Genomic DNA, 20,477 nt, shown 5'->3' on the forward strand with positions numbered 1-20,477 from the left:
ATCAACCGGCCTGAAACACACGTCAGTTGACCCACTCTAGTACGCCGGCTGCATGTTCCACCGGAAAATGCCAAAGGCCTCACCTCCCGCACACACGTTGCGTAGTGTCGCTGTCACTCAGCCGGAGTCCCAGGCGGGAGGGGAGCCACGGTGCCCGGAATCGACGAGTGCCTGCTGGAAGCGATGCGGTTACCGGGTGCCCGGGGAGCCGCACTGGTGGACTGGACGAGCGGACTGGCGCTCGGCACGGTCGGGGAGGCCCCTGGCGGCGATCACGAGACGACCGCCGCCGAGGCCGCCGAACTGGCCCGGATGGCAGCCGAGCACGGTGCCTTCGCGTCCCACGGGGACGAGCACCCGCCCATCGAGGACGTGATCGTCAGCAACCGCGACAGCTACCACCTGCTGCGGTTCCTGGACACGTCCTTCGACAGCAGCCTGTTCCTGCACCTGTGGCTCGGCCGCGAGGAGGGCAACCTCGCCCTCGCCCGCATCCGGCTCGGCGAGATGGCCGCCCGGCTGGTGCTGGGATGACCATGGTCCGGACACCCCCGCCGCCCCTGCCGGTGCGGGACAAGGCGGCAGGCCGCGCCCTGTCCCCGATGCTGACCCGGCTCGCCGAGGAGCGGGCCACCGGGGTCCTGCTCCGCGAGCACGGCACCCTGTACCTCGCCGAGGGCCGGGTGGTGCACGCCGAGAGCCCCCTCGCCCCCGGTCTCGACGTGCTCCTCACGGCCCACGGCACCCTCGCGACCGCCGCCTGGCAGCGGGCGGCCGCCGAGACCGCGGGTCCGCTGAAGGCGGCCGAACTCCTGCTGGACAGCGGTCTGCTGCCCGCGGGCGCGCTGGAGCTGTGCCACCTGGACGCGCTGTACGACGCCGGGTACTTCGCGCTGGCGCAGAGCAGCGCCCCGGGCCGGTTCCGCTACGACAACACGCCCCGGATCGGCCCGCTGCCCTCGGTCCCGGTCGTCGCGCTGGAACGCGAGACACTGCGCCGGCGCCTGCTGCTGCACCGGCTGTGGCCCGACCCGGCCGCCGACAGTGCCCCGCTGATCCGCGCGGACCCGGTGACGGCCGCGCCGGTCACGCACCGGCAGCGGGCGGTCCTGGACCGCGTGGACGGTGTCCGCACGGCCGTCGAGATCGCCCGGAACCTGGGCCGGCAGGCCTTCCACACGCTCGTCGACGTGCGCCGGCTCGCGGCGGCCGGCCACGTCACCCCGTGGACACCGGTGCCCGCGGAACCGGCCCCGCCGCCCCCACCCCCGGTCACCGACCCCGACATCGCGCTGCTGAAGAGGCTCAGGGATGCGCTGGAGGCGCTTTGAACGGCACCGCCCCGCCGAGAGGAGAGAGCTGATGGTGTCCGAGGAGGACCGGCAGACCGTCCTGGACGAGCTGCACCGGCTGCGCAGCCGGGTACCCCAGCTCACCGGCGCCCTCGCGGCCGGCGTCGACGGTCTCGTCGTCGCCCACGACACCCCCGGGGTCGACCCGGAGGGCCTGTCGGCGCTCACCGCCGCCGCGCTCGGCGTCGCCGTACGGGTCTCCGACGCCACCGGACACGGCGGCTTCCGCGAGCTGCTGGTGCGCGGCGAGCGCGGCTACGTCGCCACCTACGCGGCCGGCCGCACCGCCGTACTGACCCTGCTCGCCCAGGACCGGGTCAACGTCGGCCGGCTCCACCTGGAGGGCCGCCGGTCCGGCGCGCGCCTCGGGGAACTGCTGGACGCCGCCGAGGCCGCCGCCCGCGCCGCCCGCCCGGCCGGCCGGCCACTGGGAGCCGTCAGCACCACACCCCCGACCCGAACCCGTACGACCCGCACCACGAGCGCCGAAGCGCGCACCGCAACCGACAGCTGAGAGGACCACCATGGCCAACACCGAGACCGCACTGAAGGAAGCCCTCACCTCGATCGAGGGCGCCACCGGCGTCGCGCTCGTCGACTACACCAGCGGGATGGCGCTGGGCACCATGGGCGGCAGCAAGAGCTTCGACCTGAACGTGGCCGCCGCCGGCAACACCGACGTGATCCGCGCCAAGATGCGCACGATGGAGATGCTGGGCCTCAAGGCCGGCATCGAGGACATCCTGATCACCCTGTCGGACCAGTACCACCTGATCCGCCTGCTCAGCAGCCGCGGCGGCAACGGCCTGTTCCTCTACCTGGTCCTCGACGCGAGCCGGGCCAACCTGGCGATGGCCCGGCACCAGCTGAGGAAGATCGAGGAGGATCTGGAGGTCTAGTCAGACCAGTGCCTCGGTACGGCGGCGGGCCCCGCCCGGGGCCGCGTCGCCGGCCGCGACGCCCGTACCCCGCAGGCCCTTGACGGCCTTGCCCGCCGGGCGCCCACCACGCTTGTCGAGCCAGTCGACACGCACCCACAGCAGCGTCTCCCCGGCCCGCTCGCGCCGGCCGAGCCAGGCGGCCTTCAGCCGGAGCCCGGTGCCGATCCCGGCGAGCAGCATGCCGCCGGCCGCGGGCACCGCGAGGGAGCCGCCGAGCGCGGCCAGGAACGCCGACAGCAACCACCAGCGGTGCCCCCGGCGCCAGTTGCGCATCGTCACCGCCCGGTCCTGCAGCACGTCGTACTTGCCCGCGCGGGCCGCCCCGCGGGCGAGGGCGGCGTACCGGCCCCGGCGCGCCAGCGCCACGGCGGCCGCGCCGACGAGGAACAGCACGGCCCCGGCCATCACCCCGATCCGGCGCCCGGTCACCCCCGGCACCAGCACACCGATCCCCGCAGCGAACACCCCGAGCCACCACATCGGCGCGGCCCCCGCCCGTACGACGACGGCCACCCGAGCCAGCCCCTGTCCTCCGCGCGCCACGTCAGCCTCCCGTGTCACGTCTCTCCGAAGCGCCTGTGTCTCGTGCAGAAGCTAGCGGCGCAACGTGAGACGAATCTGAGAGCGCGGCAGGTCACTCCACGAACAGCCCCCGGGCGGCCGCGTGCGCGTCGAACTCCTCCAGCCTGGCCTGGGCGTCCGGCAGGTCGTCGCAGAGCGCCTCCAGCAGCACCCGGCCCAGCAGCATCGGCGCGCACGCGGTGTCGAAGGCGAGCCCGGTGCCGACGGCGGCGGGCAGCAGCAGGTCGGAGTGCCTGGCGACCGGCGCGAAGGCGGAGTCGGCGACCGTGACGACGGTCAGGCCGGCCTCCTTGGCGTAGGCGAGGGTGTCGACGACCTCGCGCGGGTGCCGGGGCAGCGCGAAGCACAGCAGGGCCGTGGCGCCCGCGCGCACGGCCGCGTCGATGCGGTCCTGGATCATCGTGCCGCCCTCGTTGAGCAGCCGGACGTCCGGGTGGACCTTGGCGGCGAAGTACGCGAAGCCGTACGCCTGTGAGGCGGCGGCGCGCAGCCCGAGCACCGGCAGCGGGCGGGAGGCGGCGAGGATCCGGCCGGCCTTCTGCACCGGGCGGGGGTCGGCGAGCAGTTCGGCGAGGTGCCTGAGGTTCTCGATCTCGGCCTCGACGGCCTGCTGGTACTCGTTGTACGCGCCCGTCTCGGCGGCCGGTTCCGCGGGCACGACCTCGCGCAGGTGCTTGCGCAGGGCCGGGTAGCCGTCGAAGCCGAGCGCGACCGCGAACCGGGTCACAGACGGCTGGCTGACGCCCGCCAGCTCGGCCAGCTCCACGCTGGACAGGAAGGGCACGTCGGCGGCCCGCCGCACCATGCTGTGCGCGATGCGGCGCTGGGTCGGCGTGAGCCGGTGGCCCTCGAAGAGCGCCTGCAGCCGGCCGGCCGGACTGTCCGTCACCCCGGACGGCCCGGCGGACGGCCCGCCGGACGCCGCACCGGTACTCCTGTCCACGCTCATGACGTGCTCCCCCTCCAGATGTCCGTGAACCGGTCGAGCAGTGCGGCCGCCGCCGTCACGTCGTCCGTGAGCGGCCGGTCGGCCGGGTCGGCGTCGAGAACCGGATCGGCGAGCGCGAACGCCCGTCCGGCCGGCAGCCCCGGGTCGGGCCGCAGATCGCGCTGGCGCAGCGCCCGGACGGCGGCGACCAGCTCACAGCCGACCACCAGACGGTACGCACCGCACGCGCGCAGGGTCTGCCGCGCGGCGAGCGAGGCGAAACTCGCCTGTTCCTCGACGCCCCGGGAGAGTACAGCGTGGCCGAGCGAGGCGGGGGCCGAGAAGGCCCGCAGATCGCCGAGGGCCGCTCCGGCCGCGTACTCCAGGATCATCACGCCGGAGGAGGCCGGCTCGTGGTCGGCGAGGAAGGGGCGCAGGCGGGTGTAGGCGGGTTCGTTGAGCGTGGACAGGCGGGACGTCGACAGCCGGGCCACCTGGGTCACCGCCAGCCGGAAGTGGTCCAGGGCGAGGGCGGTCTGGGCCTGGTAGAAACCGCCGTGGTGGTAGGCGGCCAGGTCCTCCGGCGCGATGAGCGGGTTCTCGGCCGCCGCGTTGATCTCCACGGTCAGGACCTGCTCCAGGGCGTCGGCCGCGTCGTGCGCGGGGCCGTGGATCTGGGGCAGGCAGCGGAAGCCGTACGGGTCCTGGATCCGGCCCAGTGGTGGCGTCGGCCGGTCCGCGGCACCGATCAGCTCCCGCATCCGCCGGGCCACCTCGGTGCTCCCCCGGTGCGGGCGGGCCAGGTGCACGGGCGCGGCGTACGCCTCGTGGGAGCCGTCGACGGCGAGCAGGGACAGCGCCGCGACGACCTGGGTGGCGCCGATCAGCCCGCGCAGTTCGTGCAGCGCCAGTGCGGACTGGCCGAGGGTGAGGGCATTGCTGCTGATCAGAGCGAGGGCGTCGTTGTTGTCGAGGGGCTGCGGCTCGGGGGCGCCGGTCCCCCGCCACGGGTGTTCCCCGGCCAGCGCGAGTCCGACCTGGGCGAGCGCGGCGATGTCGCCGGTGCCGACGGAGCCGAACTCGTTGACGACCGGGTGGGTGCCCGCCGCCAGGGCCTCGCACAGGGCGGTGACCACGCCGGGGCGCAGTCCGGCACCCCCGGCGAGCACCTGGTTGGCCCGGACGGCGAGCATCGCGCGCACCTGCCGGGCCGGGACTTCCCCGCCTATGGCGCCGGCGTGGCTGCGCAGCAGGCGCAGTCCGTGTCCGGCGGCGGCCTCGGTGGGCACGTCCTCGTTCCGGTTGGCGCCCACGCCGGTGGAACGGCCGTAGACGCGTCCGGTGGCCGCGATCTGCCGGGCGGCGTTCCACGACGCCTCCGCCCGCCGCATCGCATCGGCCTCCGGGACCGGGAGGGCGGCCGCGTCGGCGAGCCGTACGACGTCCTCGACGCCGAGCCGGGCCCCGTCGAGGACGACCGTGGCGGACCGCACGGACCCCGGCGCGTCCATGATGCGAGACGGCATCACACCCAAACTCCCCTCGGTCCCGGGCATCCTGCTTGCTCGCGGTCATCGGTCACCTCGGATCCATGCCGGAGCATCGACAACCTATTCAGACACCAAGAACTCTGCATGACGTTATGCAGCCGGGCAAGGGACATCTCATGATCCGGTTCGGGAGGCCGGCTCCCGGCCGGAACAGGGGGCTAACCCCAGTGCGGACCAGGACGGCCGCTCCCTAGGGTGGACGGCATGAACGCATCGGACCCGGGCGAGGTCGGCCTCAGGAAGGACCTGGACCTGAGGAAGGACCTGGACGCCACCGTACGGGCACGCAGGGAGCTGGGCGAGGAGTACGACTCCGCGCTGGCGGACTCCTTCCTGGAGAAGGTCGAGCAGCGGATCGACGACGTGGTGGACCGCCGGGTGCGGCGGCACCTGGCCGAGCAGCAGATGGTGGCGGCCCGCGGGTCCCGGCGCCCGAAACCGGCCGACTCCTGGGCCGAGCGGTACGGCTTCGCCCTGATCACACTGGTCCTCGCGATCCCGCTGTCCGCGATCGCCGGAGCCCTCGCCGGGTTGTCCGGGATGGTGGCCGCCTGGGTCGGCATCGTCGGCGTCAACGCGGTCCAGGCCGTACGGCTCAACCCGGAACTCCTCGCCGGCCGGCGCGGGGACCGGTCCGCCCAGGACCGCTGAGCGGACCGTCCGCCCCGCAGGCGTTCAGGCCTGCCGGGTCGGCAGCACCATGATCTGGCGGAGGTTGACGTGCCGGGGCCGGCTGACGGCGTAGGCGACGACATCCGCGACCTCCGCCGCCGCGAGCGCTCCGATCGCCTCGAACATGCCGTCCAGCTGCCCGGCCAGTTCGGCGCTGTCGACGTGCGTCTTCAGCTCGGTCTCGGTCAGCCCCGGCTCGATGTTGGTGACCCGCACGTCGCGCGGCCCGAACTCGGTGCGCAGGGACTGCGACAGATAGGTGACGGCCGCCTTGGTCGCCCCGTACACCGCGTAGTTGGGGAAGGGGACGTGGGCGCCGATGGAGGAGACGTTCACCAGGTCGGCGGTGCGGCCCTCGGCGCCGGCGGCCACCAGGTCGGCGGTGAAGGCACGGATGACGCGCAGCACCCCGGCGACGTTGGTGTCGAGCATCCGCTGCCATTCGTCGAGCCGCCCCTCGTCGATCGGGTTCGGCTGCATGACACCGGCGTTGTTGACGACGAGGTCGACGGCCCCGAACGTCTCGTGGACCAGATCCCGGGCGGCCTCGACGGACGCGTCGTCGGTGACGTCGGCCGCCACGGCGAGCGCCTGACCGCCCTCGGCCCGGATCTTCGCCACCACGGCCTCCAGCCGGTCCGCACGCCGGGCGAACAGCGCCACGCGGGCGCCCTCCGCGGCGAGGTGCAGGGCGAGGGCCTCGCCGATGCCGCTGGCGGCCCCGGTGACGACGGCGACACGGCCGGACAGGTTCTCGTACGACATGGGTGTTCCCCCTGGTTCGTGCCCCGCCGGGGCGTCTCCCCGGCGGCTGTCCCAGCCTCGCCGCGTCCGGCGGCCGTACCCAGGGATGCGCTTTTCCTGGGTCTGCCAGTACCAGGCTGGCGCGCCGCGGCTGCCCTACGATCGGGGGCATGAACGGGGAATGGCGGGAAGGAGAGGTGGGCGACTTCCTGCGCTCGCGCCGCGCTCGCATCCAGCCCGAGGAGGTGGGGCTGCCCTCGCACGGGCGGCGCCGCGTGCCGGGCCTGCGCCGCGAGGAGGTCGCCCAGCTCGCCGGGGTGAGCGTGGACTACTACATCCGGCTGGAGCAGGGCCGCGGAGCGAGCGTGAGCGACGCCGTCCTGGACGCCGTCGCGCGGGTCCTGCGGCTGGACGAGACCGAGCACGCCTACCTGCGGACGGTCGCCCGTCCGCCCCGCCGGACCCGCGGGCGGCAGGCGCCCGCGGCCCGCGTCCGCCCCGGCATCCGGATACTGCTGGACGGCATGGAGCGCAGCCCGGCGTTCGTCCTGGGCCGCCGCATGGACGTCCTGGCGTGGAACGCGCTCGGCGACGCGGTGAACGGCTTCAGCCGCATGGCGCCGGCCGAGCGGAACGTCCCCCGGCAGGTCTTCCTCGACCCGGCGGGCCGGGACCTCTACCCCGACTGGGCCGCGGTGGCCGCCCAGACGGTGGCCCACCTGCGCCTGAACGCGGGCCGGTACGCCGACGACACCGACCTGTGCGCGCTGGTGGGCGAACTGTCGCTGAAGAGCGAGGACTTCCGCCGACTGTGGGCGGACCACGAGGTCAAGGAGTGCGCGTACGGCGTGAAGAAGGTACGGCACCCGGTGGCCGGCCTGCTGACCCTGCCGTACGAGACCCTGACGGTCCCCGCGGACCCGGAGCAGACCATCGTGGTGTACACGCCGGAGCCGGGCTCGGAGACCGCGGAACGCCTCGCCCTGCTGGGCAGTTGGGAGTCGAGCACCGCCCGCTGAGCGGTGCCCGGCGCCGGCCTCACTCCACCGTCACGGACTTCGCCAGGTTGCGCGGCTGGTCCACCTCGTTGCCCCGGGCGGTGGCCAGTTCGCAGGCGAAGACCTGCAGCGGCACCGTGGCCACCAGCGGCTGCAGCAGCGTCGGCGTGGCGGGGATGCGGATCAGATGGTCGGCGTACGGGACCACCGCCTCGTCCCCCTCCTCCGCGATGACGATCGTCCGCGCCCCGCGCGCCCGGATCTCCTGGATGTTGGAGACGATCTTGTCGTACAGGACGGACCGGCCACGCGGCGACGGCACGACCACCACCACCGGCAGGTCCTCCTCGATCAGCGCGATCGGCCCGTGCTTCAGCTCGCCCGCCGCGAAGCCCTCGGCGTGCATGTAGGCCAGTTCCTTGAGCTTCAGGGCGCCTTCGAGGGCGACCGGGTAGCCCACGTGCCGGCCCAGGAACAGCACGGTGTCCTTGGTGGCCAGGGTGCGGGCCAGGGCCCGTACCGGCTCCATCGTCTCCAGGACCCGCTCGACCTCCTCCGAGATCCGGGACAGGTCCCTGATGACGGCCTGGATCTCGTCGCCCCACTTGGTGCCCCGCACCTGGCCCAGGTACAGGGCCACCAGGTAGCAGGCCACCAGCTGGGTCAGGAACGCCTTCGTGGAGGCGACGGCGACCTCGGGGCCGGCGTGCGTGTACAGCACCGCGTCCGACTCGCGCGGGATCGTCGAACCGTTGGTGTTGCAGATCGCCAGCACCTTGGAGCCCTGCTCGCGCGCGTGCCGGAGGGCCATCAGGGTGTCCATGGTCTCGCCGGACTGGGAGATGGCGATGACGAGGGAGCGCCCGTCCAGGATCGGGTCCCGGTAGCGGAACTCGCTCGCCAGCTCCACCTCGCACGGGATGCGCGTCCAGTGCTCGATGGCGTACTTGGCGATCAGACCGGCGTGGAAGGCCGTACCGCAGGCGACGATGACGACCTTGTCGACCTCGCGCAGCTCCGAGGGACTGATGCGGACCTCGTCCAGGGTCAGCGAGCCGGACGGGTCGATGCGCCCGAGCAGCGTGTCGGCGACCGCCTTCGGCTGCTCGGCGATCTCCTTGAGCATGAAGTAGTCATAGCCCCCCTTCTCCGCGGCGGAGGCGTCCCAGTCCACGTGGTAGGAACGGACCTCGGCCGGGCGGCCGTCGAAGCCGGTCACCGTGACACCGTCGCGGCGCAGCTCCACCACCTGGTCCTGGCCCAGCTCGACCGCGGAGCGCGTGTGCGCGATGAAGGCGGCGACGTCGGAGGCGAGGAACGCCTCGCCCTCTCCGAGGCCCACCACGAGCGGGGAGTTCCGCCGCGCGCCGACGACCACGTCCGGATCGTCGGCGTGCGCCGCGACCAGCGTGAACGCGCCCTCCAGCCGCCGGCACACCAGCCGCATCGCCTCCGCCAGGTCGGCGGTCGCCGAGAACTCCTCGGCCAGCAGGTGGGCGACCACCTCCGTGTCCGTCTCGGAGGTCAGCTCATGGCCCCGCTCGGCCAACTCCGCCCGCAGCACCGCGAAGTTCTCGATGATGCCGTTGTGGACCACGGCGACCCGGCCCGCGTTGTCCAGATGCGGGTGCGCGTTCGCGTCCGTGGGGCCGCCGTGCGTGGCCCAGCGCGTGTGCCCGATGCCCGTCGAACCCGTCGGCAGCGGCCGTTCGACCAGCTCCTTCTCCAGGTTGACCAGCTTCCCGGCCTTCTTGGCGGCGGCCAGTCCGCCGTCCGCGAGCACGGCGACACCCGCCGAGTCGTACCCCCGGTACTCCAGCCGCTTGAGCCCGGCCATCACGACATCGAGCGCCGACTGCGGCCCTACGTATCCCACGATTCCGCACATGAGCGGCAGCCTACGGCTCGGGAACCTCCCGAACAGGCCTCCGCCTGCCCGAAATCGGAAATTCCCACCGTCGTACGAAGGCCCCCGTGGTCAAATGGCGCTCGGCGAGGGCCGGGTCGGGGGGAGTCCGGATGAGCGAGCGGCACCGTGCGGTGTACTACGTCGATTTCGAGGACGACTTCGGGCTGAGCGGGCTCGCCGGCGGTGTGGGTTCCGGCACCGGACCGCGGCCCGACCCGCCGTCCGTACTGGCGTCCGCCGCGCGGGCCGCCACCGACGGCGAGGACTACCGGCTCGGCACCGACGTACGCCTCCTGCTGGACTTCCCGTTGTCCGACGACGCGCTCCGCGCCCTGTGGTCCGCCGCCACCGCGCGGCGCTTCGACCCCTGCGGCCACGGCATCGCCCCGCGCGCCTGGCTGCGCCTGCTGGCCGAGGCGTGCCCGGCCTACGCGCCGGCCCGGACCGAGGCGGAGCGGGAGTGCCTGGACGAGACACGCCCCGTGGTGCCGGAGGAGGAGCTGCGCGCGACGGTCCGCTCCGAGATACGGTCCGCCGCTCCCGCACTGGCCGCCGTCGTGCCCCCGCAGGTCGTCCCCGCGCTCCTGCGGATCACCGGCGACGTCGACGCGGATCTCGGCCTCCGGCTGCTGCTGCGCGTCCTCAAGGCGTCCGCCGTACCCGTGGACAAGGAGCGGTACGACCGGCTGCTGCGCATCGGCGACCGGCTCGCGTTTCCCGGAGCCGCCGTCTTCGAGGGCCTTCGGGTCCGCTGGCCGCCCCTGGACGCCGGCCTGCGGAACTTCGCGTCCGCGTTCGGGCTGCCGTTCCTCGCCGCGATGTTCCACGGGGAGCACGACGCCTGGCGGTACGAGGGCACGCGCACACCGCGCGGCCACGTCTCCGCGCTCACACACCACGACCCCGGCCTCGCCCCCGGCACCCAGGCCGCCGTCCTCCTCCAGGACGTCCGGCGCCTGCTGGACTCACCGCTGTCCGACGCGGCGGTCACCGCCCTGTGGCAGACGGCCTCGGCCCGGCGGCGGCGGGCGGACGACCCGGACGACGCGGAGGTCGTCCTGTGGCGGATCGCCGCCGTCGGGCCTCGCCGCGTGGACGATTTCGACCTGGACGGCCGGGAGTGGCTGCGGGAGGTCGCCGAGGTGTGCGCCGAGCGTCTGGCGCAGGTCGCCCCCGGGTACACGCCGGCCCCGCCGGCGCCCCGGACCGACCTCTCGGACCAGGTGCTGTGCGAGATCCGGGAGACCGGCCCCCTCCTGGACCGCGCAGCCGGCGACATCACGGACCTGCTCCGGGCGACGGTGGCCTCCGTGGACCCTGACCTGGGCTACCGCCTCCTGTTGCAGATGCTGGGCGCCCACGATGTGCCGGTGACGCACGGTCAGTACGCCCGTCACCAGGCCCTCGGCGCCCGCCTCGGCTACCACGAGGAGTACGTCACCGAGCGGCTGGGGAGGCTGGTGCGACCGGAGTGAGGGCGCCGGACCCGAGGCGTGACGGACCCCACCCGCCGTCCCGTTCAAACTCCGTTAACAATGGACTGTGATCTCACCGGTCTCCTCGATGCCCCGGAGCGCCAACCGGCACAAGCCGGAGGCGACTCCCTACGTCGACCTCACCCGTGCCGAGTGGAGCGCGCTGCGCGACAAGACGCCGCTGCCGCTCACCGCCGAGGAGGTGGAGAAGCTCCGCGGCCTCGGCGACGTCATCGACCTGGACGAGGTGCGGGACATCTACCTCCCGCTGTCCCGGCTCCTCAATCTCTACGTCGGCGCCACGGACGGTCTGAGAGGGGCCCTGAACACCTTCCTCGGTGAAAAGGGCTCCCAGTCCGGTACCCCGTTCGTCATAGGGGTCGCCGGTTCGGTGGCCGTGGGCAAGTCCACCGTGGCCCGCCTGCTGCAGGCCCTGCTCTCCCGCTGGCCCGAACACCCGCGCGTGGAGCTGGTCACGACGGACGGCTTCCTGCTCCCCACCAAGGAGCTGGAGGCCCGCGGCCTGATGTCGCGGAAAGGATTCCCCGAGTCCTACGACCGCCGGGCCCTCACCCGCTTCGTCGCCGGCATCAAGGCCGGCAAGGACGAGGTGACGGCGCCCGTCTACTCCCACCTGATCTACGACATCGTCCCGGACCAGCGGCTCACCGTCCGCCGCCCGGACATCCTGATCGTCGAGGGCCTGAACGTCCTCCAGCCCGCCCTGCCCGGCAAGGACGGCCGCACCCGGGTCGGTCTCGCCGACTACTTCGACTTCAGCGTGTACGTCGACGCGAGCGCCGAGGACATCGAGCGCTGGTACCTCAACCGGTTCAAGAAGCTGCGCCACACGGCCTTCCAGAACCCCAATTCGTACTTCCGCAAGTACACCCAGGTCTCCGAGGAGGAGGCCCTCGACTACGCCCGCACCCTGTGGCGGACGATCAACAAGCCCAACCTGGTCGAGAACATCGCCCCCACCCGCGGCCGCGCCACCCTCATCCTCCGCAAGGGCCCGGACCACAAGGTGCAGCGCCTGCGTCTCCGCAAGCTGTAGCGCTCCCGGAAAGGGGCGCGGGGAACCGCGCGGCAGGCCACGACGAAAGCCGTCGCCCGCAACGCGCGGTCCCCCGCGCCCCGAACCCGTGGAAGCCCTATCCCAACGCCGACTTCACGGCGTCGGCCAGCCGCCCGGCGACCGACCGCGCCTGATCGATGTCGGCCGCCTCGACCATGACCCGCACCAGCGGCTCCGTACCGGACGGGCGCAGCAGCACCCGGCCCGTCTCCCCCAGCTCCCGCTCGGCCTCGCAGACCGCAGTGGCCAGGTCGGCCGACGTACGCACCCGCGACTTGTCCACGTCCGGCACATTGATCAGCACCTGCGGCAGCCGCTCCATCACGGAGGCCAGCTCCCGGAGGCTACGGCCGGTCTCCGCGACCCGGGCGGCCAGCAGCAGCCCGGTCAGCGTGCCGTCACCGGTCGTCGCGTGGTCGAGGATGATCACGTGCCCGGACTGCTCGCCGCCCAGGGCGTAGCCGTGCTCCTTCATCTCCTCCAGCACGTACCGGTCACCGACGGCGGTCTGCACCAGCCGGATGCCCGCACGCTCCATCGCCAGCTTGAAGCCCAGGTTGGACATGACCGTGGCGACCACCGTGTCGGCGCGCAGCGCGGAGTGCTCCCGCATCGCCAGCGCGAGCACGGAGAGGATCTGGTCGCCGTCGATCTCCTCGCCGGTGTGGTCCACGGCCAGGCACCGGTCGGCGTCCCCGTCGTGCGCGACGCCGAAGTGCGCACCGTGCTCGACGACGGCGGCCTTCAGCTTGTCCAAGTGGGTCGAGCCGCAGTCGTCGTTGATGTTGAGCCCGGTCGGCTCGGCACCGATGGTGACGACCTCGGCGCCCGCCCGGGAGAACGCCTCCGGCGAGACCCCCGAGGCCGCGCCGTGCGCTTCGTCCAGGACGATCTTCAGTCCGTCGAGCCGGTTGGGCAGCACCGACAGCAGGTGGGCGACGTACTGCTCGAAGCCCTCGTCGTACGGCCGCACCCGGCCGACTCCGGCGCCCGTCGGCCGCTCCCAGGGCTCACCGTGCCGGTGCGACTCGTAGACCGCCTCGATCCGGTCCTCCAGCTCGTCGGCGAGTTTGTGGCCGCCGCGGGCGAAGAACTTGATGCCGTTGTCCGGCATGGCGTTGTGGCTGGCGGAGAGCATCACACCCAGGTCGGCGCCGAGCGCGCCGGTCAGGTGCGCGACCGCCGGCGTCGGCAGCACACCGACCGTGAGCACGTCCACGCCCGCGCTGGCCAGACCCGCGACCACGGCCGCCTCCAGGAACTCCCCGGACGCGCGCGGGTCCCGTCCGACCACCGCCGTCGGCCTGTGGCCCTCGAAGGTGCCCGCCTCGGCCAGCACATGCGCCGCCGCGACGGAGAGACCGAGCGCCATCTCGGCCGTCAGATCCGCGTTGGCGACACCGCGCACGCCGTCCGTGCCGAAGAGTCGTCCCACTTGTCCTCCAGAGGAAGCGTGCTGCCGGGAATGATGGCAGGCGCCGTAACATCCGATCACATAAGCCTTTGAGCGTCTTGTGTCGTTATACGCCCTTGGCTGGGATAAACGAACGCCCCGACGGCACATGTGGCGTGCCGCCGGGGCGTTCGGAGTACGAGCAGGCAGCTGCTGATTAGCGCTTGCTGTACTGCGGGGCCTTGCGGGCCTTCTTGAGACCGGCCTTCTTGCGCTCGACCGCACGGTCGTCGCGCTTGAGGAAGCCGGCCTTCTTCAGCGGGCCGCGGTTGTTGTCGACGTCGGCCTCGTTCAGCGCACGGGCGACACCGAGACGGAGCGCACCGGCCTGACCGGAGACACCGCCACCCGCGATGCGGGCGATGACGTCGTAACGGCCTTCCAGCTCGAGCACCTTGAAGGGCTCGTTGACTTCCTGCTGGTGCACCTTGTTCGGGAAGTAGTCCTCGAGGGTGCGACCGTTGATCTTCCACTTGCCGGTGCCCGGGACGATCCGGACGCGGGCGATGGCGTTCTTGCGGCGGCCCAGGCCGGCGGCCGGCTGGGGCTCACCGAAGCGGGACGCGAGGGACTCGGAGGTGTACTCGCCCTCGACGGGGACGTCCGACTCCGTGGTGTAGCTGTCGATGTCAAGCTCTTCGAGCGGCTGCTCGGCAGTGGTCTCGGCCACGATTCTCCTCAGATTCTGTTCAGTCTTAGGGGGTGGCCGGACTTACTGCGCGACCTGGGTGATCTCGAACGGCACCGGCTGCTGGGCAGCGTGCGGGTGCTGGTCACCCTTGTAGACCTTCAGCTTCGAGAGCATCTGACGGCCCAGGGAGTTCTTCGGAAGCATGCCCTTGACGGCCTTCTCGATGGCCTTCTCGGGGTTCTTGTCGAGCAGCTCGTCGTAGCGGACGGAGCGCAGACCACCCGGGTAGCCGGAGTGGCGGTACGCCATCTTCTGGGTCCGCTTGTTGCCGGACAGGTGCACCTTGTCGGCGTTGATGATGATGACGAAGTCACCAGCGTCGACGTGCGGCGCGTAGATCGGCTTGTGCTTGCCCCGGAGAAGGGTCGCTGCGGTGGTGGCGAGACGGCCCAGGACAACGTCCTGAGCGTCGATGACGTGCCACTGGCGCGTCACATCGCCGGGCTTGGGGCTGTACGTACGCACGGTTCGTAGCCTTCGCTTCGAGTGAATGGTCCTGAACAGGTCACCGAAACGATCACGACAGCCTCGACCGCGTTGCGGTGACGCAAACCGCGTGCTGGTCGCTGGTCATCGGCCCGGTGGACCGGTGTAAGGGCCCGTCCCGTGAGAATGAGCAAGCCAATACACAACGAAGAAGCAGGTTACCTGTGCGCCCCCGGACGGGTCAAAACGAGGCATGCCGACGGACAAAAAAGGCATGCCGACGGACGCGCTCCAGCATCCCTCGGACCCCGTCTAAGATGCGCCCCATGAGTTACGGGCAGGGGGGACCCCAGTCTCAGTGGGATCCCTGGAAACCTAATTCCCAGCAGCCGTGGAGCAGCGGCGGCGACGACGGGACTCCGGACTGGGCCGCGCTGGCGGAGGCCTCGGAGACGCGGAACAAGCGCCGCAGACTGCTGTTCATCGGCGGCGGCGCGCTCGCCACGGTCGCGATAGGCACCGCCGTCGCGATGGCCGTGGTCTCCGCGAACGGCGGCGACGACCCGCAGGGCGGTCCCACCAACCTGCCCGCCAGCGCCTCGCTGCCCGCCTCGGGCTCCGCGACGCCGTCCTTCGCACCCACCAGCGCCCCGCCACCGCTGGATCCGAAGGACTTCATATCCAGCGCCAAGAAGGACACGGCCCCGCTCAGCCCGGACACCCTCTTCCCGGGCACCCGGCTGACCATGGGCGACACGGTCTACAAGAAGGGCGCCACGGCCGACACCAAGGCCTGCGCCTCCGCCGCCGGCGGCAACCTGCCGAAGGTCCTCACGGCCAACGGCTGCACCCGCCTGATCCGTGCGAGCTACGTCAACGACGGCATCGCCGTCACGGTCGGTGTCGCGGTCTTCGACACCGAGGCCCAGGCCACGAAGGTCAAGGCCCAGGCGACCGGCAAGAAGAACCTGGTGAACTCCCTGCCCGGCAAGGGGATCAAGAACTTCTGCGACGCCGCGGTCTGCCGCACCACCACGAACTCCTACGGCCGCTACGCCTACTTCACGATCAGCGGCTTCACCAACGGCAAGAACGTCACCACGAAGGACACCAAGGTCTTCAGCACCGGTGACGACCTGGGTCAGTTCGCCTTCAACCAGATCCACCGCCGCGGCCAGGCCCAGGCCTCCGCGGCAGCGAACCAGTAGCTCAGCAGCACCCCGCCGACGGCAGCGAGCGCTTGTTCCGCGCCTCCTTGTTGCGCGCGGCCAGCAGCTCGTCGGCGGGGTAGCCGACCTCTTCCAGGGTCAGCCCGTGCGGCCGTACGACATGCACCGCGGAGTCCCGCACGCCGGCGGCCAGCACCTTCCCGGGCCACTGAGGCCCCCGGTGGCCGTCCCCGACGAACAGCAGCGCGCCGATCAGCGAGCGCACCATGTTGTGACAGAACGCGTCCGCCCGGACCGTCGCCGTGACGACGCCGTCCGCGCCCCGCACGAGGCTCAGCTCCTGCAGTGTGCGGATCGTGGTCGCGCCCTCCCGCTTCTTGCAGTACGCGGCGAAGTCGTGCTCGCCGACCAGCTCCCGCGCGGCCTCGTTCATGGCGTCGACGTCCAGGGGCCAGTCGTGCCAGAGCACATGTCCCCGCAGGAGCGGGTCGACGCCCCCGGGGTTGTCCGTCACCCGGTACGCGTACCGGCGCCAGATCGCCGAGAACCGGGCGTTGAATCCCGCCGGGGCCTCGGTGAGCCGCCAGATCCGCACGTCCTTCGACAGCCGCCCGGCCAGCCGCTTCAGCAGCTTCTCCCGGTGCTCCACCCACAGCTCGGCCGGCAGATCGACATGCGCCACCTGGCCGCGCGCGTGCACCCCGGCGTCCGTCCGCCCGGCCACCGTCAGCTCGTACGTCTCCTTCGACCGCGTCACCGTACGCAGGGCGTCCTCGATCTCCCCCTGCACGGTCCGCTTGCCGCCGGCCTGCTTGGCCCAGCCGTGGAAGTCGGTGCCGTCGTAGGAGAGGTCGAGGCGGATGCGGACGAATCCGGGCTGTACTTCACTCACAAACAGATCCTCTCAAGCTCCGACTCCTCCCCGGGCAGAGCGTTGTGGAAAGCGTGAAAGCGGGCCCGCCCCGAAGGGCGAGCCCGCTTCCAGCGTCAGGCAGAGCCTCAGGCGTCCTTGGACTCCTCGGCCGGAGCCTCGGTCGCCTCGACCTGGGTCTCCTCGGCCTTGACCTCGTCGGCCTCCTTGACCGCACGCTTGGTGGCGGCCTCGGCCTCACCCACGGCCTTCTGCTGCACCGTCAGCGCCTCGACCAGCTCGATGACGGCCATGGGCGCGTTGTCGCCACGGCGGTTACCGATCTTGGTGATGCGGGTGTAGCCACCGGGACGGTTCTCGTACCGCGGGCCGATCTCGGTGAAGAGCGTGTGGACGATGCTCTTGTCCGTGATGACCTGAAGCACCTGGCGGCGGTTGTGAAGGTCGCCCTTCTTCGCCTTGGTGACCAGACGCTCGGCGTACGGGCGCAGGCGGCGGGCCTTCGCCTCGGTGGTGGTGATACGGCCGTGCTCGAAGAGGCTCTTCGCGAGGTTCGCGAGGAGCAGCTTCTCGTGCGCGGCGCTGCCGCCCAGACGGGCACCCTTGGTGGGCTTCGGCATAGTTCTTCTCCTGTGTGTCTGCCCCGGCCGTGTCAGGTACCGGGGTCAGTATCCGAGCGGGCGGTTGCCCGTCGGAGATCCGGGGCGTCCCCGAAGGGGCGCCCCGGAAGGGGCGCGGGGAACTGTGCGATCAGGCACAGCGCACCCGCACCCGAGTACGGGCCGGACGGCCCGGACTCAGTACTGCTCGGTCTCGACGAACCCGGCGTCCGCGTCGTCGTCGGCGCCGAAGGCGTCCGCGGCGGCGGTCGGGTCGAATCCGGGCGGGCTGTCCTTGAGCGCCAGGCCCATGCCGGCCAGCTTCGCCTTGACCTCGTCGATCGACTTCGCACCGAAGTTACGAATGTCGAGGAGGTCGGCCTCGGAGCGCGCGACGAGTTCACCCACGGAGTGGATGCCCTCACGCTTGAGGCAGTTGTACGACCGAACGGTGAGCTCCAGCTCCTCGATCGGCAGCGCCAGATCAGCGGCGAGGGCGGCGTCCGTCGGGGACGGGCCCATGTCGATGCCCTCGGCGTCGATGTTGAGCTCGCGGGCCAGACCGAACAGCTCGACCAGGGTCTTACCGGCCGATGCCATGGCGTCACGCGGACGCATGGCCTGCTTGGTCTCGACGTCGACGATCAGCTTGTCGAAGTCGGTGCGCTGCTCGACACGCGTGGCCTCGACCTTGTACGTGACCTTCAGCACGGGGCTGTAGATGGAGTCGACCGGGATACGGCCGATCTCCTGGCCCACCTGCTTGTTCTGCACGGCGGAGACGTAACCGCGACCGCGCTCGACGGTCAGCTCCATCTCCAGCTTGCCCTTGCCGTTGAGCGTGGCGAGGACCAGGTCGGGGTTGTGCACCTCGACACCGGCCGGGGGCGCGATGTCGGCGGCGGTGACCAGACCCGGACCCTGCTTGCGCAGGTACATCACGACCGGCTCGTCGTGCTCCGAGGAGACGACCAGCTGCTTGATGTTGAGGATCAGGTCGGTGACGTCCTCCTTGACACCCGGCACGGTGGTGAACTCGTGCAGGACGCCGTCGATGCGGATGCTGGTGACAGCGGCACCCGGGATAGAGGACAGGAGGGTACGGCGGAGGGAGTTGCCGAGGGTGTAACCGAAGCCCGGCTCCAGCGGCTCGATCACGAACCGGGAGCGGAACTCGTCGACGACCTCTTCGGTCAACGAGGGACGCTGAGCGATCAGCATGTGTGGATCAGATCCTTCATTCGTGGACGCCCGCTATTTGACGCCCGACGGAAACCGCGCCCGAGAAAGCGCGGGTACTGCAAGGGTACGGGCGGCACGACCCGAAGGAGCCGTACCGCCCGAATCCCGAAGCCGAACGAAGCAGCCAGGCGTCAGACGCGGCGGCGCTTCGGCGGACGGCAGCCGTTGTGCGGGGTCGGGGTGACGTCCTGGATGGAGCCGACCTCGAGGCCCGTGGCCTGCAGGGAGCGGATCGCGGTCTCACGACCGGAACCCGGGCCCTTGACGAACACGTCGACCTTGCGCATGCCGTGCTCCTGGGCGCGGCGGGCGGCCGACTCGGCAGCCATCTGCGCGGCGAACGGCGTGGACTTCCGGGAGCCCTTGAAGCCGACGTGGCCGGCGGAGGCCCAGGAGATCACGTTGCCGGACGGGTCCGTGATCGAGACGATCGTGTTGTTGAACGTGCTCTTGATGTGCGCGTGGCCGTGAGCGACGTTCTTCTTTTCCTTGCGGCGCACCTTCTTGGCAGCGCCCTGACGTCCCTTGGGGGGCATCTACTAACTCCTACGGGAGGTGGTCGGTCCTACAGCGAAGACCGTGGACAGGTGTCCGCTGCGGACTACTTCTTGCCCGGCTTCTTCTTGCCGGCGATGGCGCGACGCGGGCCCTTGCGGGTACGGGCGTTGGTGCTGGTGCGCTGACCGCGGACGGGCAGACCGCGACGGTGACGGAGACCCTGGTAGCAGCCGATCTCGACCTTGCGGCGGATGTCGGCCTGGATCTCGCGACGGAGGTCACCCTCGGTCTTGATGTTGTTGTCGACGTACTCGCGGATCGCGACCAGCTGCTCTTCGCTCAGGTCACGGACGCGAGTGTTCGGGTCGATACCGGTCTCGGCCAGCGTCAGCTGGGAGAGGGTCCGGCCGATGCCGAACACGTAGGTGAGGGCGACCTCCACGCGCTTGTCGCGCGGGATGTCAACACCGGAAACGCGTGCCATTCAATGGCTCCTGGTGAATCTTCGGAGGTCTTCCGCAGAACCGGTTCCCGGCCGCCGTACCAGGTACGAACCGGGTCCCCGGCCTCCGAACCGGGGGTGTCGAGCTGGAGGGCTCGGGTCCTGCGTATGAACATATTCAGCTTGCGTCGCGCGAATCTCTGCGATGGATGCAGAGGGATCGGTCGTGCGTCAGCCCTGGCGCTGCTTGTGGCGCGGGTTCTCGCAGATGACCATGACCCGACCGTGACGGCGGATCACCCTGCACTTGTCGCAGATCTTCTTGACGCTCGGCTTGACCTTCATTGGGTGAGGTTCTCCGGGTCAGTGCCATCGCTCCGGGAGGCCCGGGGCGCGGGCAAGATCTACTTGTACCGGTAGACGATCCGGCCACGCGTCAGGTCGTACGGAGACAACTCCACCACGACCCGGTCGTCAGGGAGGATGCGGATGTAGTGCATACGCATCTTGCCGCTGATGTGTGCCAGGACCTGGTGGCCGTTCTGGAGCTCGACCTTGAACATGGCGTTCGGCAGAGACTCGACGACAGTGCCCTCGATCTCGATGGCACCTTGCTTCTTGGCCACGCTTCGCCCTTCGAATCGACTACCTTGATCGACTCTCTGACCTGCCCACGAGGGACAAGAAGCGAGCGCATGAAGACATGCGGGTGCACGAGAGCCGACGAGTCAGTCTACGTCGGCGCACCCGGAAAGGCGAATCGAGTAAGCCTGCCCCACGCCGGTGATCCCTATGCCAGGGGGTCGGGCGCCGCGGTCACCCCGTACTCGGCGAGCTTCGCCCTGCCGCCGTCCGGG

The 20,477-nt window shown here is 71.2% G+C and carries 24 protein-coding genes; 9 read left to right on the forward strand and 15 right to left on the reverse strand.

What is annotated here, in order from left to right; translation table 11 throughout:
• Positions 1-150 precede the first annotated feature (150 nt).
• The 4 genes from ACZ5CW_RS13565 to ACZ5CW_RS13580 are packed head-to-tail and all read left to right on the forward strand — an operon-like array spanning position 151 to position 2,251.
• Positions 151-534 carry a hypothetical protein gene (locus ACZ5CW_RS13565; RefSeq protein WP_468600703.1) on the forward strand — a complete coding sequence of 128 codons (384 nt, stop codon included), beginning with the start codon at positions 151-153 and terminating at the stop codon, positions 532-534.
• Positions 531-1,331, forward strand: coding sequence for a transcriptional regulator (locus ACZ5CW_RS13570; RefSeq protein WP_468600705.1), 801 nt, complete (start codon positions 531-533; stop codon positions 1,329-1,331). Before ACZ5CW_RS13565 ends, ACZ5CW_RS13570 begins: the two co-directional genes overlap by 4 nt.
• 31 nt (positions 1,332-1,362) lie before the next feature.
• Entirely contained in the window at positions 1,363-1,866 is a 504-nt protein-coding gene (locus tag ACZ5CW_RS13575) for a roadblock/LC7 domain-containing protein (protein ID WP_468600706.1), read from the forward strand.
• Between the two features lie 10 nt (positions 1,867-1,876).
• Positions 1,877-2,251: a roadblock/LC7 domain-containing protein gene (locus ACZ5CW_RS13580; protein WP_468600708.1), complete on the forward strand. Its 375-nt coding sequence runs from the start codon at positions 1,877-1,879 to the stop codon at positions 2,249-2,251.
• Here the strand turns inward: ACZ5CW_RS13580 and ACZ5CW_RS13585 are convergent, their stop codons facing one another.
• The 3 genes from ACZ5CW_RS13585 to ACZ5CW_RS13595 all read right to left on the reverse strand — a co-directional run bounded on the left by ACZ5CW_RS13585 (position 2,252) and on the right by ACZ5CW_RS13595 (position 5,329).
• Positions 2,252-2,836, reverse strand: coding sequence for a hypothetical protein (locus ACZ5CW_RS13585; protein WP_468600711.1), 585 nt, complete (start codon positions 2,834-2,836; stop codon positions 2,252-2,254).
• 91 nt (positions 2,837-2,927) lie between these two features.
• Positions 2,928-3,824 carry a MurR/RpiR family transcriptional regulator gene (locus ACZ5CW_RS13590; RefSeq protein ID WP_468600713.1) on the reverse strand — a complete coding sequence of 299 codons (897 nt, stop codon included), beginning with the start codon at positions 3,822-3,824 and terminating at the stop codon, positions 2,928-2,930.
• Positions 3,821-5,329, reverse strand: a complete 1,509-nt coding sequence (locus ACZ5CW_RS13595; RefSeq protein ID WP_468600715.1) for an aromatic amino acid ammonia-lyase — start codon at positions 5,327-5,329, stop codon at positions 3,821-3,823. The genes ACZ5CW_RS13590 and ACZ5CW_RS13595 overlap by 4 nt, the downstream gene beginning before the upstream one ends.
• A 228-nt stretch (positions 5,330-5,557) precedes the next feature.
• Between ACZ5CW_RS13595 and ACZ5CW_RS13600 the strand changes: the two genes are divergently transcribed.
• On the forward strand, positions 5,558-6,004 hold the full coding sequence (locus ACZ5CW_RS13600; protein ID WP_468600717.1) for a hypothetical protein: 447 nt from the start codon (positions 5,558-5,560) through the stop codon (positions 6,002-6,004).
• A gap of 24 nt (positions 6,005-6,028) precedes the next feature.
• Here the strand turns inward: ACZ5CW_RS13600 and ACZ5CW_RS13605 are convergent, their stop codons facing one another.
• On the reverse strand, positions 6,029-6,790 hold the full coding sequence (locus tag ACZ5CW_RS13605) for an SDR family oxidoreductase (protein WP_468600719.1): 762 nt from the start codon (positions 6,788-6,790) through the stop codon (positions 6,029-6,031).
• Between the two features lie 149 nt (positions 6,791-6,939).
• On the opposite strand from ACZ5CW_RS13605, the gene ACZ5CW_RS13610 reads away from it, so the two are divergent.
• On the forward strand, positions 6,940-7,788 hold the full coding sequence (locus tag ACZ5CW_RS13610) for a helix-turn-helix transcriptional regulator (RefSeq protein WP_468600720.1): 849 nt from the start codon (positions 6,940-6,942) through the stop codon (positions 7,786-7,788).
• A gap of 19 nt (positions 7,789-7,807) precedes the next feature.
• Here the strand turns inward: ACZ5CW_RS13610 and glmS are convergent, their stop codons facing one another.
• Positions 7,808-9,655: a glutamine--fructose-6-phosphate transaminase (isomerizing) gene (glmS, locus tag ACZ5CW_RS13615; RefSeq protein WP_468600722.1), complete on the reverse strand. Its 1,848-nt coding sequence runs from the start codon at positions 9,653-9,655 to the stop codon at positions 7,808-7,810.
• Between the two features lie 131 nt (positions 9,656-9,786).
• On the opposite strand from glmS, the gene ACZ5CW_RS13620 reads away from it, so the two are divergent.
• A complete protein-coding gene (locus ACZ5CW_RS13620; protein WP_468600724.1) occupies positions 9,787-11,151 on the forward strand; it encodes a hypothetical protein in 1,365 nt (454 codons plus the stop codon).
• An 88-nt stretch (positions 11,152-11,239) separates the two neighbouring features.
• On the forward strand, positions 11,240-12,208 hold the full coding sequence (gene coaA, locus ACZ5CW_RS13625) for a type I pantothenate kinase (protein ID WP_468601102.1): 969 nt from the start codon (positions 11,240-11,242) through the stop codon (positions 12,206-12,208).
• A 97-nt stretch (positions 12,209-12,305) separates the two neighbouring features.
• Here the strand turns inward: coaA and glmM are convergent, their stop codons facing one another.
• The 3 genes from glmM to rplM all read right to left on the reverse strand — a co-directional run bounded on the left by glmM (position 12,306) and on the right by rplM (position 14,838).
• Positions 12,306-13,664, reverse strand: coding sequence for a phosphoglucosamine mutase (gene glmM / locus ACZ5CW_RS13630; RefSeq protein ID WP_468600726.1), 1,359 nt, complete (start codon positions 13,662-13,664; stop codon positions 12,306-12,308).
• Between the two features lie 175 nt (positions 13,665-13,839).
• Positions 13,840-14,352 (reverse strand): 30S ribosomal protein S9, encoded by a 513-nt coding sequence (gene rpsI / locus ACZ5CW_RS13635; protein ID WP_020941689.1) that lies wholly within the window; start codon positions 14,350-14,352, stop codon positions 13,840-13,842.
• A 42-nt stretch (positions 14,353-14,394) separates the two neighbouring features.
• Positions 14,395-14,838, reverse strand: coding sequence for a 50S ribosomal protein L13 (rplM, locus tag ACZ5CW_RS13640; RefSeq protein ID WP_014674395.1), 444 nt, complete (start codon positions 14,836-14,838; stop codon positions 14,395-14,397).
• 287 nt (positions 14,839-15,125) lie between these two features.
• On the opposite strand from rplM, the gene ACZ5CW_RS13645 reads away from it, so the two are divergent.
• Positions 15,126-16,007 (forward strand): hypothetical protein, encoded by an 882-nt coding sequence (locus ACZ5CW_RS13645; RefSeq protein WP_468600729.1) that lies wholly within the window; start codon positions 15,126-15,128, stop codon positions 16,005-16,007.
• Position 16,008: 1 nt separating this feature from the next.
• On the opposite strand, the gene truA is transcribed toward ACZ5CW_RS13645, so the two are convergent.
• The 7 genes from truA to infA all read right to left on the reverse strand — a co-directional run bounded on the left by truA (position 16,009) and on the right by infA (position 20,246).
• Positions 16,009-16,860, reverse strand: coding sequence for a tRNA pseudouridine(38-40) synthase TruA (gene truA, locus ACZ5CW_RS13650; RefSeq protein WP_468600731.1), 852 nt, complete (start codon positions 16,858-16,860; stop codon positions 16,009-16,011).
• A gap of 107 nt (positions 16,861-16,967) precedes the next feature.
• Entirely contained in the window at positions 16,968-17,459 is a 492-nt protein-coding gene (gene rplQ / locus ACZ5CW_RS13655; protein WP_468600733.1) for a 50S ribosomal protein L17, read from the reverse strand.
• A gap of 177 nt (positions 17,460-17,636) precedes the next feature.
• The gene (locus ACZ5CW_RS13660; RefSeq protein ID WP_003966937.1) at positions 17,637-18,659 is read right to left on the reverse strand and encodes a DNA-directed RNA polymerase subunit alpha; all 1,023 of its coding nucleotides are present in this window, start codon (positions 18,657-18,659) and stop codon (positions 17,637-17,639) included.
• A gap of 152 nt (positions 18,660-18,811) precedes the next feature.
• Positions 18,812-19,216 carry a 30S ribosomal protein S11 gene (rpsK, locus tag ACZ5CW_RS13665; protein ID WP_003956432.1) on the reverse strand — a complete coding sequence of 135 codons (405 nt, stop codon included), beginning with the start codon at positions 19,214-19,216 and terminating at the stop codon, positions 18,812-18,814.
• A gap of 65 nt (positions 19,217-19,281) precedes the next feature.
• A complete protein-coding gene (gene rpsM / locus ACZ5CW_RS13670) occupies positions 19,282-19,662 on the reverse strand; it encodes a 30S ribosomal protein S13 (protein ID WP_055536772.1) in 381 nt (126 codons plus the stop codon).
• 189 nt (positions 19,663-19,851) lie between these two features.
• Positions 19,852-19,965 carry a 50S ribosomal protein L36 gene (rpmJ, locus tag ACZ5CW_RS13675; protein WP_003998809.1) on the reverse strand — a complete coding sequence of 38 codons (114 nt, stop codon included), beginning with the start codon at positions 19,963-19,965 and terminating at the stop codon, positions 19,852-19,854.
• A 59-nt stretch (positions 19,966-20,024) separates the two neighbouring features.
• Positions 20,025-20,246, reverse strand: a complete 222-nt coding sequence (gene infA / locus ACZ5CW_RS13680) for a translation initiation factor IF-1 (RefSeq protein ID WP_003948620.1) — start codon at positions 20,244-20,246, stop codon at positions 20,025-20,027.
• Between the last annotated feature and the right edge of the window lie 231 nt (positions 20,247-20,477).

The organism is Streptomyces sp. NPDC031379, assembly GCF_055569615.1.